Below are 15,353 nucleotides of genomic sequence, written 5' to 3'. Positions count from 1 at the left end.
AATACTTCAAATAAGATTTAATTTGATAAGAAGATGAAAGGAATATACTTTTTAAAAATAGCAACCATTGGAATAGGCCTAACATTAGCATCATGTTCAGACCTGCTTGATGTCCAACCAAGAGCATCAATTGATTCTGTGACCGCTCTTACTACCGAAGATGCTATTAATGCTGCCGTAAACGGTATTTATGATAGATTACAATCTACTTTCTTATACGGTCGAGATTTAATTGCAATACCTGAAGCCCTTGCAGACAACGGTAGAGCAACTAACAAATCAGGACGTTTAAATGCTGAATATCAAAATCAGGTAGGTGCTCATTTTGCTCACTGGCAAACTTCATATTTTGCTATTAATCAGGCTAATTTAGTATTAGATGCGCTACCTAAAATAGATAAAATGTCACAGGCTAACAAAGACTTTGTTGAGGCTCAAGCATTGTTTATCAGAGGTTTGTTGTATTTTGAGCTGATGCGAGCTTATGCTTACGAACCATCTGTTGAATTAACACAGGTAAGCAAAGGCGGTGTACCTATCATAAAATCAGGTGTAATTGATGCTACTCAAATTAAGCTAGAAGGACGTGCTTCTATCAATGAAGTTTATGACTTTATATACTCTGATTTGACAGGAGCTATCGCTAAGTTTACTAGCTCTGGTAGAACAGCGACTGCAGCTTTTGCAAATAAAACTGCTACTCAAGCTTTGTTTTCAAGAGTAGCATTATATCGTGGTGACTGGACTAACTCTGCTAAATATGCTACTGATGCAATGGCTACTGGTAGTATTGGCCGTTTTCAGACAACAGCCAACTATGTGGCTTCATGGCGTTCAGCAAACCAACCTGAATCTATTTTCGAGATTCAATATCAAACCAACGAAAATATTGGTGTAAACACTTCTTTACAAACCACCTATACTACATTGGTTGCACCGGGCAATCGTACAACTACTGGTGGCTTTGGAGACTTAGTTCCAACAAGAGCGTTGTTAGATTTATTCGATTCTGAAAAAGATGCCTCAGGAGCAACAATTCCAGATGTAAGACGTCAAATGTATGAATTAGGAACTGCAGGACGTGGTACCGCTGAAATCGAATGTACTAAATTCTTGGGAAGAAGTGGTCAAGTCAACCTTGATAATATTCCTGTAATTCGCGTTTCTGAGATGTACCTCAATCGTGCCGAAGCTCTCGCCAAATCAGGAAACGTAGCTGGAGCTCTAGCAGACTTAAATGTTATTAGAAATCGCGCAGGGTTACCAACTGTTACTGATTTGACAGGAGCTAGCTTGATAAATGAAATATTAAAGCAACGCCGTTTAGAATTAGCCTTTGAAGGTCATCGTTTCTTTGATTTAAAACGTTTAGGTTCTGACATTGTTAAGGCAGCACCTGTTCAAAGTATAACATTTAGCGATTTCCGTATTCTAGCTAATATTCCTGTACGTGAAATTCAGGCAAATGCCAACTTGAAGCAGAACGCAGGATACTAGTTTGACGATTATGTCTAATTCATTTCAAGAACTTATATTTCAACGAATTATCATGAAAAAAATATTTGGTATTGTATTAGCGCTGATGACTACTTTGTTTATGTCGTCATGCTTCAAAGATAGCCAATCCGTTTTTGACTCAACTTATCTAGTAGAGTTTCAGGATGCTGTCGTTACATCTCCAGCAACATCACTTGGAAAAACTTATCCAATTATCAGTGTTGCTAATGGAGCTGGTCTTCAAACTCGTCGTATCAATCTTGTAGGACGTCAAAGACCTAATCAAGAATCTATCAAGTTTTCGGTAGATACAAAAGAATCAACTGCCGTTGAAGGCGTACATTACAGCTTAGAAGGTGGTGTAGTTACACTTGCAGCTAATTCAAGCTTTGGCGATTGTAAATTTAACATTTTGAGAGCGCCATCAGCTACAGGTACAAATGTATTACTTGTACTTGTTTTAGAAGGAAATGGTAGTGATATCAAGCCTAATGAGAACTATAAAAGATTAGGTTTTAGAATCAATTTGTAATTTTCATAATCAGTATTTTTGCAGCCAGTCAATTCAGTAATGTTTAGATTATTGAATTGGCTGGCTGCTTTTTTTATAACTATAATCAACTAATATTTCATTTTCGAAATCTTGATTTATCTTTAAAAATACCTAAATTTAGATATACAAGTACATCTTTCATAAAAAGCACTTCTTAACAAAAACACTTACGAGGTATTCTACAAGACTATGATTCACCTATACTCTTATGTAAACCTATACATGATATTTATCTTATTATTGATAAAGCTAATCGAATTAAATGCTTACAATGACGATTAAGTGTAATCAAATGTAATTCTTTGCCATAATATCCCTAATTATATGAATAACCTTTACTCGTATTTCGAAACATACTTATGAAAAAAATTTTACTGCTTGCGCTATGGTTATTGACGATCAACGGTGGTTTGTCTCAACAAAAACTCGATTTTAGAATAGGTAAGACTAGAGAAATAGTTTGTCCTGCACCAGACTTCAGTTCTCCTTATGTACACTCCTATGTAGCTCCTCCAGAGCTTTTTTTGCAAAAATTCAATAAACATACTCGTACCGAAGCCGATAAATCGCAATTTATTGTCACTTATATCAATTTTCCAGAAAATGCTAAGGCCGCTTTTCAAAGAGCGGTAGATATATGGCAATCCATTATTATTTCTGATGTACCTATTCGCATAACCGCCAGTTGGGAAAGTCTGGGCTCTAGTGTATTAGGGTCTGCCTATTCAGCAAGTGTTTATAGAGATTATGCTGGGGCACAGTACCCATTAACATGGTATCCGATTGCATTGGCAGAAAAAATAGCACATACCAATCTCAATAGCGACAATCCTGATATTTTTGCTCGCTTTAATAGTGACTTTACTTGGTATTATGGCATAGATGGAAACACACCTACCAATCGTGCTGATTTGGTATCGGTTGTTCTTCATGAAATTGGTCATGGACTTGGATTTTACGGCACGCTACGTCAAGCTACATCTGACGCAACTCTAGGGGTAATAACAGATGGAGGAATTCCTATGATATACGATATTTTTGCAGAAAGTACTGCGGGGCAACGCCTCCTCAACACCAACGTTTTTAAGAACCCTTCTGTAGAGCTTAAAACACAATTAACGGGTGGAAATCTGTATTTGAACTCGCCTGCTATTCTTGCCAACAATGATAGTCTACGTGCTAAAGTTTATGCTCCATCTACTTATCAGGAAAGTTCGAGTTATAGTCATTTAGATGAGTCTTCCTACAGACGAGGAACCATCAATGCCCTCATGACGCCTCAAATTGCCAACGGAGAAGTCACACATAACCCCGGTCCCATTACGTTGGCTCTATTCAACGACATGGGATGGGTAGGAAGCAGTATTATTCACAAAAAAATCAAAGATTCAGAAGACAACACAAAAGCTATTTCATTTAATACAAAAGTTTATGGCGATTTGGGATTTGATTCAACTTCTGTAAAACTATTCTATACCTTGGGCGACATCACCAAAGACAAACCCATTCAGGTATCGATGAGTCGAATTGGCAATTCTAATGAATATACCTATGTGCTACCTGCGAGTACTTCTGATAGAAATATTAGCTATTACTTTTCAGCAGTCGATTCTAAGAAAAAAACATTTTCCACTCCTGCACAAGCTCCGGGTACACTAGAGAATATTACTTATTATAAGTTTAAAATTGGTGCAGATACGACCAAACCAGTCTTAGATTATACACATAATCTATCATTAATCCGTTCAAGCGAACTGGAGGTTTCTCTACCTGAATTACTAGCGTACGACAACATTGATATCGACACAGCCTACGTTGAGTATTTAATTGATGGAAAAGCTCAATCTGCTTTTGCTCTCAAACGCACCAATCAAGCCGAGTTGGCTTCTGGTGCAATGGCCTATGCTTTTTCAGGAAAATTTACGTTTGCAAGTGGCTTGTTGAAGGGAGGTGAAAATATTCAGTATCGAATTGTTGTAAAAGATAAAAGTAAAGCAAAAAATACAGCATACTCCCCAAGTAATGGTTACTATGAATTTAGGGTTCAAAAAATTCTGACTCCTGTTAATTCTTATATTACTAACTTTGATAATATTCCTATGGACGATTTTTATACCAAAGGCTTTGGTGTTGCACAGCCTACAGGATTCACAAGTAAGGCCATGCACTCGGATCACCCATATAAAGACGGAACAGAATTTGCTTTTACAGAAACAGATCCAGCAGATAAATACTCTAATTTTACATTCAATCTTCAAAAACCTATTATATTAAGATCTGACACGGCAAAAATTTATTTTGATGAGATTGTATTAGTTGAGCCTGGTGATAACGGGGTGAGCTTTGCAACTGGCGGTGTTCCAAATCGAAACTTCTTTGACTATGTAATTGTAGAAGGCTCTAAAGACGGAGGTATTACTTGGAAATGGTTTCAAGATGGATGGGACTCTAATACTAATTCAACATGGAAGGCAGCATGGAATGCCTCAGTTGATTCGAAAGGTAATTCACTTACCAATGGCTCACAGGCAATGTTCAAAGCTCGTGAAATAGATATGTTAAAATCTGGTGATTTTAAGGCTGGTGATCAAGTGTTGATTCGCTTTAGATTATTAGCAGACGTAGGTGCTAATGGATGGGGATGGGCAGTCGACAACCTTAATATACAAGGACCAAACCCTAACGCGCCCAAAGTGATAGTGCTTGGATCTGAATTTGACGAAACACAACTCGTTAATATTAGCCCAAATCCAAGTACTAATGGACAGTTTTTACTTAAAGCCACCTTCGAAAAACCTGCTAATCAAGTCAAATTAGACATAATAGATATAACGGGCAAAGAAATTGCCAATAATCAGTATGAAGGTATTGGTACTCAGTTTTCTCAGGTTATAGATTTGAGTAAACAAGCCTCAGGGACATACATCCTTCGTATGGTAGTCGGCGACAAAGTTCTTGTCAAAAAGTTAATTACTTACCATTAAGCTCTAAGTTTGTGGGGATGTACTTAAGTCCCCACAAATTTCACTAAAGAGTACAGAATGGACTTAACCTGATATAATATTTCCACTAAAGTAGTTTGTCAATAAAATATCATAGCTCAAAATAAATACAACATGATAACTTAAAGAGAATCTACATAGCCTACTATGGCAGCAATACCTGCTTCGTCTTTTGGATTAGGTTTTTCTTTTAACCACCAACTTTTCACAGCCTCCTCTTCTTTTCCTAATGCTTCTAGTACAGACTTTTTATCTTTCTTTATTTTATGGACGCTATTGTCTGGTCTAAGTATATAGAGTGTTTCTCCAATTTCAAATTTAACCATCTTAGTTGCCGAATTATAGCTCGTAACATCCAATTTATGAGCTTTGTAGTATTTTAGCAACTTGTATTTGCCATCATACAGCACCTCATAATAAGTATCTTCATTCTGACGATCCACCTTTGGAAAACCTCGCTTAAAGAGTCGTACTCCTCCGTCTTCACCATCAAATCCATACTCGGTTACAGGCAACGTAAATAACTTTACTAAATCGCCTTCTTGATACTCCAAACGGTTATCGTAGGTATTTAATCTTACTTTTGCAATATCAAGTTTTTTACCGTTTTGAATAACATATCCTTTTGTAAATTCCTGTGGCACAAATACAGTACCTTCTGCCTCTACAGCTTGACCATCAAAAATAATTCTACCATCTTTACGCTCAAGATATATCTGACTAATACCGACATTTGCTATCCCAAGCATAAACAGAAGTGCACTAATTTTTTTCATATTAGTTTATTTAGTTTTATGACCAATAAATTACGGAAAATGTTATCAAAATCAACACTTTATCTGTAAATTTCTGGACTTAAAATCCACTCCTAAAACGAAAAAGCTTAGATAAAATTCAAGTTTTTGTTAATTCTCGATCGCTTAAGTTTTATCTTTGCGATTCATTATCACTCACAACGAGTATTTTACCTAGTGTTTCTTTTCCTAAAAAACACGTAAAATCTTTAATTGAAAAAGAAATATGTCTTGGTTTACCAGAAAAGATAAGGGGATTTTGACCCCAACCGAAGCTAAAAGAGAAGCACCAGATGGTCTATGGTATCAGTGTCCTTCTTGTAAAAAAGTAATGCATACGCGCGAACATCGCCTATTTGCTTGGACTTGTTCGTCGTGTAACTACCACGAAAAAATCGGTTCACAAGATTACTTCGAGCTACTTTTCGACCAATCACGTTATACAGAACTAGATGCCTTCATGTCGTCGGGCGACCCTCTCAAATTCGAAGACACCAAACGCTATCCTGATCGTATCAAAGCTACAGAAAAGAAAACTGGCTTGAAAGATGCTGTTCGTACTGCACATGGCAAAATGAATGACGTTGAGGTGGTAGTTGCTGCCATGGACTTTTCATTTATTGGAGGTTCAATGGGCTCGGTAGTAGGCGAAAAAATTGCTCGTGGGATTGACTATGCTCTAAAGCACAAAATTCCATTCTTGATGATTTCAAAATCAGGTGGAGCTCGTATGATGGAGGCTGGTTTCTCATTAATGCAAATGGCTAAAACATCAGCCAAATTAGCGCTACTTGCTGAAGCGAAAATCCCTTACGTATCGTTGTTGACAGACCCTACTACTGGTGGTGTTACCGCTTCGTACGCAATGTTGGGCGACTTCAATATCTCTGAGCCAGGTGCTTTAATTGGTTTTGCTGGTCCTCGTGTTATTCGCGAAACTATCGGTAAAGACCTTCCAAAAGGTTTCCAGAGTGCTGAGTTTGTGTTAGAACACGGCTTCTTGGATTTTATCGTAGATAGAAAAGATTTAAAAGATAAGCTAACAGCTTTGTTCAATATGTTGAAATAAGCATTACTTTATTTATAAAAAAGGATATGAATTTTACAGACATATCCTTTTTTTATTGAGTTTGTGTTTGTAAAGCAAATGAGTGATTATTATGTTTTTCCAATTTTTCTACAGCTGACTATACTCTAATAGAAGAACTATTTTGAGCAATGAATTCATGTATTATTACATGCAATAACTTTCCAATAATAAAATCTTGAATTTGGGAATGTCACATTCCCACAAAGTGTATAAGTTTCTTCTTCATTTAGATTCGTTAAATCCTTCCTTGTTCACTTGCAATTATTGATATTCTTTTAAGCAGACTTGATCTAAGTTCTACTTGGCTTTGCCAAAATACAATTTGCAAATCCTGAATATCAAATGGTAGAGTAGTGCCTCTCTTCGCGGTAATTATAAAATCTTTTTTTAAACCATACGCATAACCAAGTTCAAAGTAAACATTGTGGCTTGACTCTGTAATATCAATTAAGGCAAATGCACATTTTTCAATATGGTTCATCATTTCAGGAAAAATATTTTGTGTATTAATTACTTCATCCATCCTGATGCAGTTATATCTATATTGTCGGCAAGCTTCTTGGAACGTATCAAAGACATCTGTCAACTCAGGCGTATCTTTAAAAGGCATAATTGTAAAGGCGAAACTTGGAGTTGAGATTTCCTCCGCAATTGAAACAACTCTTGAACTAAAGTCTTCTGAAGATGAATTTATTTGATTCAAATCTTCATAGTCCTCCTGCTTGATCCTTGTGGAATATTTTTTATCAAAATTTTCGAGCTCTGTATGATAAATTTTTTCAGACTCTCCATTAAATCTCGTTATTGGTAATATGGGCTTATTTTTTAACCTTGCCCAGTTTGCAGCTCTTTTAGTACCTACAAACCCTCCAACAAGTATTATAACATCGGCATATTTTATGGGTTCAGGTATATCTATATCATCCCCGTCTAAATCCCAATTAGACAATAGAGATTGTTTTACATCCCCGTAATTATGAATTGGTTTTTCGCCTTTTAGCACATAACTGATAATTCTACTTTGCATTTCTCGTTGATTTGTACATGCATCTGCTGCACCTTTACAAACTTCACTATCAAATTCAGTTTTACAAGCATTTAAAAGAATATGATTTTGAAGCATTATTTCACGACCTAGCAAAAATGCAAACTCCTTTTGTTCTGTATATGAATCTCCATTTTCTCTAGTATAGCCACCCGCAATAAATATCTTTTTCATGTTTTCTATAGTTTATTGTATTAATTGATTTAGTGTTTGAATGGCTATATCACCTGGGCTAAAAGATTTAAGCAAATCCATAATTATGTCTATATTTTCTTTTTCTGCTTTCTTTTTACCAATTGTCCCAGCATATCTTCTCAACGCGACATATTCGTTTTTTACCTCTGAAAAATCAACATCTTTACAAATAATATATTTAGTCAACAGTAAATTAAATCTGCTTACCAAATCCCAATAGCTTAAATTCCTTGTATCTAAATTTGAAAGTAGTGAGCCAAGAATAAAATGGATATTTACTGGTATACTGTCAGCCTCCAGAAAATAAGTTAGGTTGTATATGTTTGATAAAGAATAGACACTTTCACTCCTACTTGCTTTTGTATAATATCCAAGTGCTGTTTTATAACATTCTTTTTTGGCTTCAATTTCTTTACTTATTAGCCCCTTTCTCTTAAAGGCACTACCCAACAAATTAAATCTTTCGTAGGTCTCAGAAATGGAAAGTAGTTGTTTTAAATCATTAATTACACTATCCAACTGATTGGTTACATTGATGTTATCCAATGAAGTCTCTAAAAGTTCTACGCAATATTTTGATCTTATGTTACAATATTCCTCCAATGATTTTACTGTGAAAGTTGATGATTCATTCTTGATCAACTCTTCGTATTTTAATATTGAGTTTTTATAATCACCTAATTCAAAATAAATCTTTGCTTCAAGTTCTGTACATTGTGGTGATCGAACACTAGAAAAGTTAATCTTTGTTTGTATATTTTCAAATGCTTTATTAGCAACATCAATATTTTTAAAAGTCGTTCCCCTTTCTAAATCACCTAAAAAATTATATAAATCATATTCTGCTTGTTCAGGTGTTGCATAGTCATACTCAATGTTAACTGAGGGCTTCTCATTATTAAATTTATAGAATTGATCACCATAACACTGATAAGCTCCCCACGTATTATTCTCATACCCATAGGCATCAAAGAGTTTTTCACGAGCTTTTCTAGTAGCTTCTCCCAACGTATATCCTTCAAACATAAAATTATAGAACTCTTGTGAAAAAGTTAACGCAGGTTGATCCCCAACAGACCAGCCTGCAACGACCACAGCTTTTACTCCATTTAATATTAATTGCGTTCCAATATTAGCCGCTAATCTAAATGCGTCAAATGCCTTTTGTTCTGAAACACTATTTATTTCTCCTAGTTCACAACAATTAATAAATGTAAATTCGGGAACAGGTCTAATTTGATTAATTTGGTCTACAGTTAAAATACTATTTCCTATCACCATCCCAGTTTTAAGACTTGAGTCTTCACTAAATTGACCGTGACCCGCTAAATGAAGATATTTATAACCTCCTATTGATAAGTTTACTAATATTGTACTTGCCTCATCTCTAATCAAAGAAACTGTTTTAATAGAGTTTGCTTCAAATTTTTTAGTCACAAATATTGCCTCATCTTTGGCGCCATCTAACTGTCTGTATTTTTGATTATCTAATATTGGATCCCCTACAACAAGAGCTATATTCTCAGAAATAACAGTATTTTTAAAACTAGCATTTCTTGTTATCAATTTTCGTATCATCCCAGAGCTAACTGAAAGAGGAGTAGAGTTTTCGTCTAAACTTGACTGAAGTAGCTCCCATGGATATTCCGCAGTTTTTTCATCTAACATCCATATCAAATCGATATTATTCATCAAGTAATCTTTAAACTCATTCGGAATTAGTTGTTCAAAAATTGCCTTTGAGATCTTTTTATCGAATTGATTTTTTATAGAAATAGTTTTGAGTAAATCATTTATTATCGATGAATTTACAAATACTGAACGTTTATCCTCTTTTGCACCATGCGTTGAAAGTGAAAACGCCATGCCTTCTTTACCATTCTTTATTTCGTTAGTAACTGTAATTATGTTCCACCAATCATTGGTAGCACTTTCAAAAGTCAGTCTTTTCTGAATGCCTCCTACTAATGATTTTATTTTTCTCTCTTTTATAGTAATGGGAAGCCTTTCTGAGTTGATTTTTTCAATTTTAGTAAGTATCTGGAAACAGCTCAATGCCTTATCTTCCATTCTTTCAATAAATTCTAAATATTTTATCGTAGGAGCATCCTCTTTTTTTACAACTCTAAATTTTTCGTTAGCTCGATTTACCCCTTCAATTATAGAGCAAATAGAGGTTTCTAATGGTAAACCTCCATAGCCACTTCCTATTATCAATGTTGAAACTCCTATTTCTTTGTTCTTCTTCGAGTTTTTATTGAAATATATTTTAAATAAATAGTTAGTAATGGCTTGTTCAACGGTTTCCTTTAGCTGTGAAGAAGTAAATTCTCCTACTTCACCCAGCCCAATAATAATTGCTCCTTTGAAGCTTATATTTGTATTACCTGAAATAAAAACTTCACTTTGACCTATTTCCTCAGGATATAACCCAAATTGTCTTTTTTCGGTAAGGATATTCTCTAAATAATTATCAATGACAGACTCTGCACTCAAAATGCCATCCCCCTTAAAGTGACCTACCATAATTGGATATGAGGAATATATCAAATCACCCTTACTAACTGAAACATTTATTGAAGTAAGTGTATTAATATATTGTGGACTTTTCGTTAACCCAAGAATTGCCCTTTCGATACCGACTTGGCTCTTATCAAAAAAGGTCATTTCTGGTTGAATTGAAGTTTTTATACTTCGATCTTTAGATACTTCAATATTAGTTTTTGAAAATTTATTTGTCTTTCCTGTTCGTAAAATATCATTTATTCCATCAAATAATCCAGAGGTATTCGCTAATGAGCCATGTGTTACATCTACATAATATACAGCATTGTTATTCTTTATTTTTTGAGGTATACCGCTTTCCCATGTTACACTTTCATCTCCATTCGAAGTATAGCCAAATCTCAGTTCTTTTTTCTGATTACTAAATTCAATAATTTCATAGCTATCAGCTGTCTTATCTCCTTTCCCTGCAATGTATACCATGTTTGAATAGTCTATACTATCAATTGTGGATAGTACTTTTGTCCGGTAAGCCCTAAATTTCTTTAAATCTAGATCTGATATAATTGATAGCTCACTTCCTTCATTAGCGGCATTTTGCAATTTTAGCCATGTTTCTTTTCGAGCAAAATCATTTCCTTCATTTGTAGTCAGTGGTAAAAGATTATGAATTCCCTCAAACTTTAAAAAAGTACTAATTAGTTCAGCTTTTGAATTAATTAAATCTACCAAACTAAGCGATTTTATAATATCATCTTTTCCTGTTAGGACTGCTGGAATTCTATAAGAACCTTTGAATGGAGTACCTAGATAAATAATTCGAAAATTATGAGAGGAATTTAAGCGCTGCCACGTTTCTGGATGATTTAGAATAAAGTCGCGAAACAATAACCCTCCCATAGAATGAGCTACAATCTGAATTTTTAAATTACTTTTTAGTAGTTCGTTTATTCTAGTATTAAAAAGATTAGCACTTTCTTGTAAAGACTTTCGCCAATCAAACCCAAAAGTAATCACATCGTAGTTTTTAGAGAAAGCATCCAAGAATTTACCATAGCTAGATTCAATAATAGCTGTCGCACGAATATCCTTATTTTCTATAGCTAATCTATTCAATTGACCTCCCACGATTTTAAAGAAATCTAGCCAAATAACACTATTATTTTCACTTAAAACAGACCCCATTATACCAGGAATGAGAATCAATACTGGACGTTTATAAGATACAGTATCGTTGTGTATTCCGCCACCGGGCGCTCCAAATAAACGTAATGCTACATTTCTATCTGTATTAGGAATTTCGTCTTGCGAAAATTCTTTGAAGATACTTAGGTTGATGATAGGCTCAAGAGCTGATTGAAGCTTAGCTCTTGTATCAGCATTGTGAAAATAATCAAGATGATAAATATCTGTCTCTTGTTCAAAATGATAATGAATTTTTTGGCTTCTTCTAGCTCCTTGATACATAGATTCGGTATCAACTACTAAATCATTCTTCCCTTTAAAGACTGCTCTTGAAACAACTATTAATACACCTCTTAAATTAAACTTAGGAACAGCATTTGAAGAAATAACAAATAATTTGTCAGAGGTCCCTGTTACTGTAGGACAGTTTAAAGCTTTGATAAAAGGAGATTCAAGCCTTTGAGCTTCAATACCCGGTAAGACGTCAGGTTCGTTCTTTGTATTTATAATTTCTGTCAACAATGATTTCAGAATCACAAAAATAGGATTAGTATTATTGCCAATTGTAAAACCAATAACATTAGTCAATATGTTAAAAAAAGTACTTAATCTCTTTGATGCTAAAGATGTACCAGCGGCTGGACATCCTACTCTTACAAAACGGTTAATTGTTATTTTTTTAGTTGAAAAAAGCTTGTCTAGTTTGTCTATACTCTCTAAATCATTTTTTCTTTTTTCTTTTTCTAATAATTGCTTTTGAGTAAGATTAAAACCTGATACTCCAATATTGGTAGCCGAATAAAGGCTAATGATATCACCAATAAGCCCACCCCTTGAGCTTGTCACTAAGTCAAGGACTATTCCGTTGGGTAATTGTTTTACTAACTCCAAAGCATTCAATAAAGGACTCTTTGAGAGAGTTTCATGCTGGAAGGCTAGAATCTGGTTAGGATATAAATTTTGTAAAAATTTCCATTCTGGGGTATCTATATTATTGAACCTTAATTTACCAAATGAGCCAATGGTGTTGGAAGCTGTTCCATGTATAAATAACAAATAGGGTTTTGACAAATCAAAATTTTTCGGAAGATCGAGAAGTTCGAAGTTATTTTGTAATAAAAAAAGACCACTTTTTCCACCTACCTGAGATTCATCAAACCTTTCAGCAAGTTCTTTAATCCCTACTTCAATCACTTTCTTAGCCAAAATATTAACAATCTTTAGCAAAATTTTCTTAAAAATACCCCTATTAGATATACCTTCTTCGGTAATTTCTAATGGAATTTCAAAAAATCCTTTTTGTTGATTGGTGTAATAATCTGGAAATAATTCTTCTAAAGTATCCTCATCACATATCCAATTCGTGCCATCTTCGTAGTGAAACTCAATCAATTCTCCTCTGTCAAGAATAAATTCTTGTGTCTTAGTTTCTCCACGCTGATTCAGTTGTATGACAAAAGATTTTCTGATTTCATAGTTAGCAGATTCAGCTTGAAGATGTTGAAAATCTTGCTCTTCTGCTTGAATTTTGAATGTGAGATTCGTCATAAGATATCCTTTTTTTAATTGCACCAAAATGTATTAGTTACAAGTAAATTATTCAAGGATTTCCTTTGTTTTAGTAGAGTATTTTTATTATTCGGTATGTGTAGTTAGGACTGTACAAAGGATTTTCAAACGCCCGTAAATTTGAGATTTTTGATTTCGAAAATGAAGTAACATACTTTTATGTGTAAACTTTAGAGTATAGTACTCCACTAACATCCAATATCCGAAATGAATGTTTTTTTAATCCTTCACACAGTACTAATTCAAAGTATTAAGGGCAGCTTTGGCTTTGTTGTCAGCAGAGTTCTTGTATTCATGTTTTGCATAAGTCAGTACTTTTTCGAAGTAATATTGGGCTTTTATCTTTTGTCCATCCTCTTGACAGATATATCCAAGCTGCAAACATGCTAATGCCCCATAACTTATCGAGGTGTCCTGACTAAGTACAATAGCTCTTTCAAAATGCTCTTCTGCCAAGGGTATTTCATGTAGTTTCTGGTGAATTCGTCCTTTGCGGTAATTATATTCTGCTTTTTCGGCATTATCAAAAAAATAACTTTCTTTCAAGTCTAAAATTCCTTCTTTTGCTTTTTGATAATAACCTCCATCAAAGGCTAATCTAGCTTTCATTAAGGCTTTTGAAGCATTGCTTTTGGTAGAAATCCTAACCTTTTCAGCAAAACGTAACGCAGACTGGTCAGACTCCACAATGGTTGAGCCTTGTGTTTTTACTTTTTCTAAGTAGGCAATCGCTTTTGTATCTTCATTATTAAGCCATAAACATAAAAACAATTTGTAATAGGTATCCTTGATAAAGTTAAAGCCTTTGTACTGTTGTAAAAAAACTTGATAGTGTCGACTTGCTAAGGTATAATTCCCTTTCTGAATCTCTATTTCACCATGTAGGTACTGCAAAAATGGAAATGCCCAATAACCTGTTTGAGCATTCAAGGCATCACATTTTTTGAGCAATACATTAGCTTGATTGCTATTTCCTTCTTTCATATAGGTGGTTACACCTAAAAATTGAATTAAAAGACTATCTTCATTTTTAACTAAAAATTGCTCATAATCCTGCAAAATCACGGGGGTAAAACCTAGAATATAGGCATAAGCCAAATAATACATTATATTGGCTTCGGTGGCATAGCGAGGTTCATTTTTGCTTACGTTTCTCAATTCCTGTAAACCATTTTTCATAGACCCCTTAAGTCCTAAAAATTTGGCTATCCACAAAAAGTTCTGTGGTATCGACCCCACCATGATGTGAATTAGTCCAAGCGATTTTTGTTGTGGAATAAAATTGGGATACTTCTTGTAGTTATTCTCAAGCAATTTAGAGGCCTTTATCAAATTCCAAGCCCCTTTTACCTCATGACCAAACTTGAGCTTTGCAGTAGCCAAATGAAGGTACATTTCGGCTATAATCCATTGTTTTTCGGGAGAAGTATCAGGAAAATCTTCCAATAAACTTATCCGTGTAGCTTGAGCATCTAGAAACTGCTCAAAATCGGCTTTATCTTCCGTAACCATCAACTCTATTAAATCGGTGTAGCTTTGAAGATATAGCTTTATTCCAGAGGTATTTTTTTGCAAAGCTAATAAGGTTCGACATTCTTGCAATCGCATTTTCCAAAGTGAAGTATAAGCTTTTTGTAATACTGGATTCCAGTCAAAGTCATTTGCTTTACTTTGAAAATTTATCAAAACCAGAAAAACAACGATTAACCTTCGCATATATATCTAAGACCTTTATTTGAAAGTTTTATAACGTCAATACTATGATTAAGTTGCAAAAAGGCTCAATGTAAACATGTCATTGTCTAGTCCTGAAAAAAGTTGACAAGGATTAGATTATAAAATTTGATTAATATTAGCCTCGGAAGGACTTACTTTCGAGGTTTTTTTCTTCCATTTTATTAATGGTATTTCTTTTTGC

8 protein-coding genes are annotated in these 15,353 nt (G+C 34.5%); 4 read left to right on the top strand and 4 right to left on the bottom strand.

Going from position 1 to position 15,353, the window contains the following annotated elements; all coding sequences use genetic code 11:
• Positions 1 to 33: 33 nt before the first annotated feature.
• The 3 genes from QM491_RS08070 (at position 34) to QM491_RS08060 (ending at position 5,034) form a co-directional block, all read left to right on the top strand.
• Positions 34 to 1,497 (top strand): RagB/SusD family nutrient uptake outer membrane protein, encoded by a 1,464-nt coding sequence (locus tag QM491_RS08070; RefSeq protein ID WP_283326998.1) that lies wholly within the window; start codon positions 34 to 36, stop codon positions 1,495 to 1,497.
• 52 nt (positions 1,498 to 1,549) lie between these two features.
• Positions 1,550 to 2,029, top strand: a complete 480-nt coding sequence (locus QM491_RS08065) for a DUF4843 domain-containing protein (protein ID WP_283326997.1) — start codon at positions 1,550 to 1,552, stop codon at positions 2,027 to 2,029.
• Positions 2,030 to 2,409: 380 nt separating this feature from the next.
• Positions 2,410 to 5,034, top strand: coding sequence for a T9SS type A sorting domain-containing protein (locus QM491_RS08060; RefSeq protein ID WP_283326996.1), 2,625 nt, complete (start codon positions 2,410 to 2,412; stop codon positions 5,032 to 5,034).
• Positions 5,035 to 5,174: 140 nt separating this feature from the next.
• On the opposite strand, the gene QM491_RS08055 is transcribed toward QM491_RS08060, so the two are convergent.
• Positions 5,175 to 5,828 (bottom strand): hypothetical protein, encoded by a 654-nt coding sequence (locus QM491_RS08055; RefSeq protein WP_283326995.1) that lies wholly within the window; start codon positions 5,826 to 5,828, stop codon positions 5,175 to 5,177.
• A 244-nt stretch (positions 5,829 to 6,072) separates the two neighbouring features.
• Here QM491_RS08055 and accD point away from each other — a divergent pair, with 244 nt between their 5' ends.
• Positions 6,073 to 6,915 (top strand): acetyl-CoA carboxylase, carboxyltransferase subunit beta, encoded by an 843-nt coding sequence (gene accD, locus QM491_RS08050; protein WP_283326994.1) that lies wholly within the window; start codon positions 6,073 to 6,075, stop codon positions 6,913 to 6,915.
• Between the two features lie 256 nt (positions 6,916 to 7,171).
• On the opposite strand, the gene QM491_RS08045 is transcribed toward accD, so the two are convergent.
• The 3 genes from QM491_RS08045 to QM491_RS08035 all read right to left on the bottom strand — a co-directional run bounded on the left by QM491_RS08045 (position 7,172) and on the right by QM491_RS08035 (position 15,151).
• On the bottom strand, positions 7,172 to 8,155 hold the full coding sequence (locus tag QM491_RS08045) for an LOG family protein (RefSeq protein ID WP_283326993.1): 984 nt from the start codon (positions 8,153 to 8,155) through the stop codon (positions 7,172 to 7,174).
• A gap of 12 nt (positions 8,156 to 8,167) precedes the next feature.
• Positions 8,168 to 13,414 (bottom strand): CHAT domain-containing protein, encoded by a 5,247-nt coding sequence (locus QM491_RS08040; RefSeq protein WP_283326992.1) that lies wholly within the window; start codon positions 13,412 to 13,414, stop codon positions 8,168 to 8,170.
• A gap of 258 nt (positions 13,415 to 13,672) precedes the next feature.
• Positions 13,673 to 15,151, bottom strand: a complete 1,479-nt coding sequence (locus tag QM491_RS08035) for a tetratricopeptide repeat protein (protein WP_283326991.1) — start codon at positions 15,149 to 15,151, stop codon at positions 13,673 to 13,675.
• Between the last annotated feature and the right edge of the window lie 202 nt (positions 15,152 to 15,353).

It is taken from the genome of Flectobacillus longus (genome assembly GCF_030056705.1).
Taxonomy (GTDB): Bacteria; Bacteroidota; Bacteroidia; order Cytophagales; family Spirosomataceae; genus Flectobacillus; species Flectobacillus longus.
Note: the sequence above shows the minus strand (reverse complement) of the source record. Positions and strands in the feature narration are given on the sequence as shown.

Coding starts and splice junctions, on each gene's coding strand:
- QM491_RS08070 (WP_283326998.1), top strand. CDS start 34: ATGAAAGGAATATACTTTTTAAAAATAGCAACCATTGGAATAGGCCTA.
- QM491_RS08065 (WP_283326997.1), top strand. CDS start 1,550: ATGAAAAAAATATTTGGTATTGTATTAGCGCTGATGACTACTTTGTTT.
- QM491_RS08060 (WP_283326996.1), top strand. CDS start 2,410: ATGAAAAAAATTTTACTGCTTGCGCTATGGTTATTGACGATCAACGGT.
- QM491_RS08055 (WP_283326995.1), bottom strand. CDS start 5,828: ATGAAAAAAATTAGTGCACTTCTGTTTATGCTTGGGATAGCAAATGTC.
- accD (WP_283326994.1), top strand. CDS start 6,073: ATGTCTTGGTTTACCAGAAAAGATAAGGGGATTTTGACCCCAACCGAA.
- QM491_RS08045 (WP_283326993.1), bottom strand. CDS start 8,155: ATGAAAAAGATATTTATTGCGGGTGGCTATACTAGAGAAAATGGAGAT.
- QM491_RS08040 (WP_283326992.1), bottom strand. CDS start 13,414: ATGACGAATCTCACATTCAAAATTCAAGCAGAAGAGCAAGATTTTCAA.
- QM491_RS08035 (WP_283326991.1), bottom strand. CDS start 15,151: ATGCGAAGGTTAATCGTTGTTTTTCTGGTTTTGATAAATTTTCAAAGT.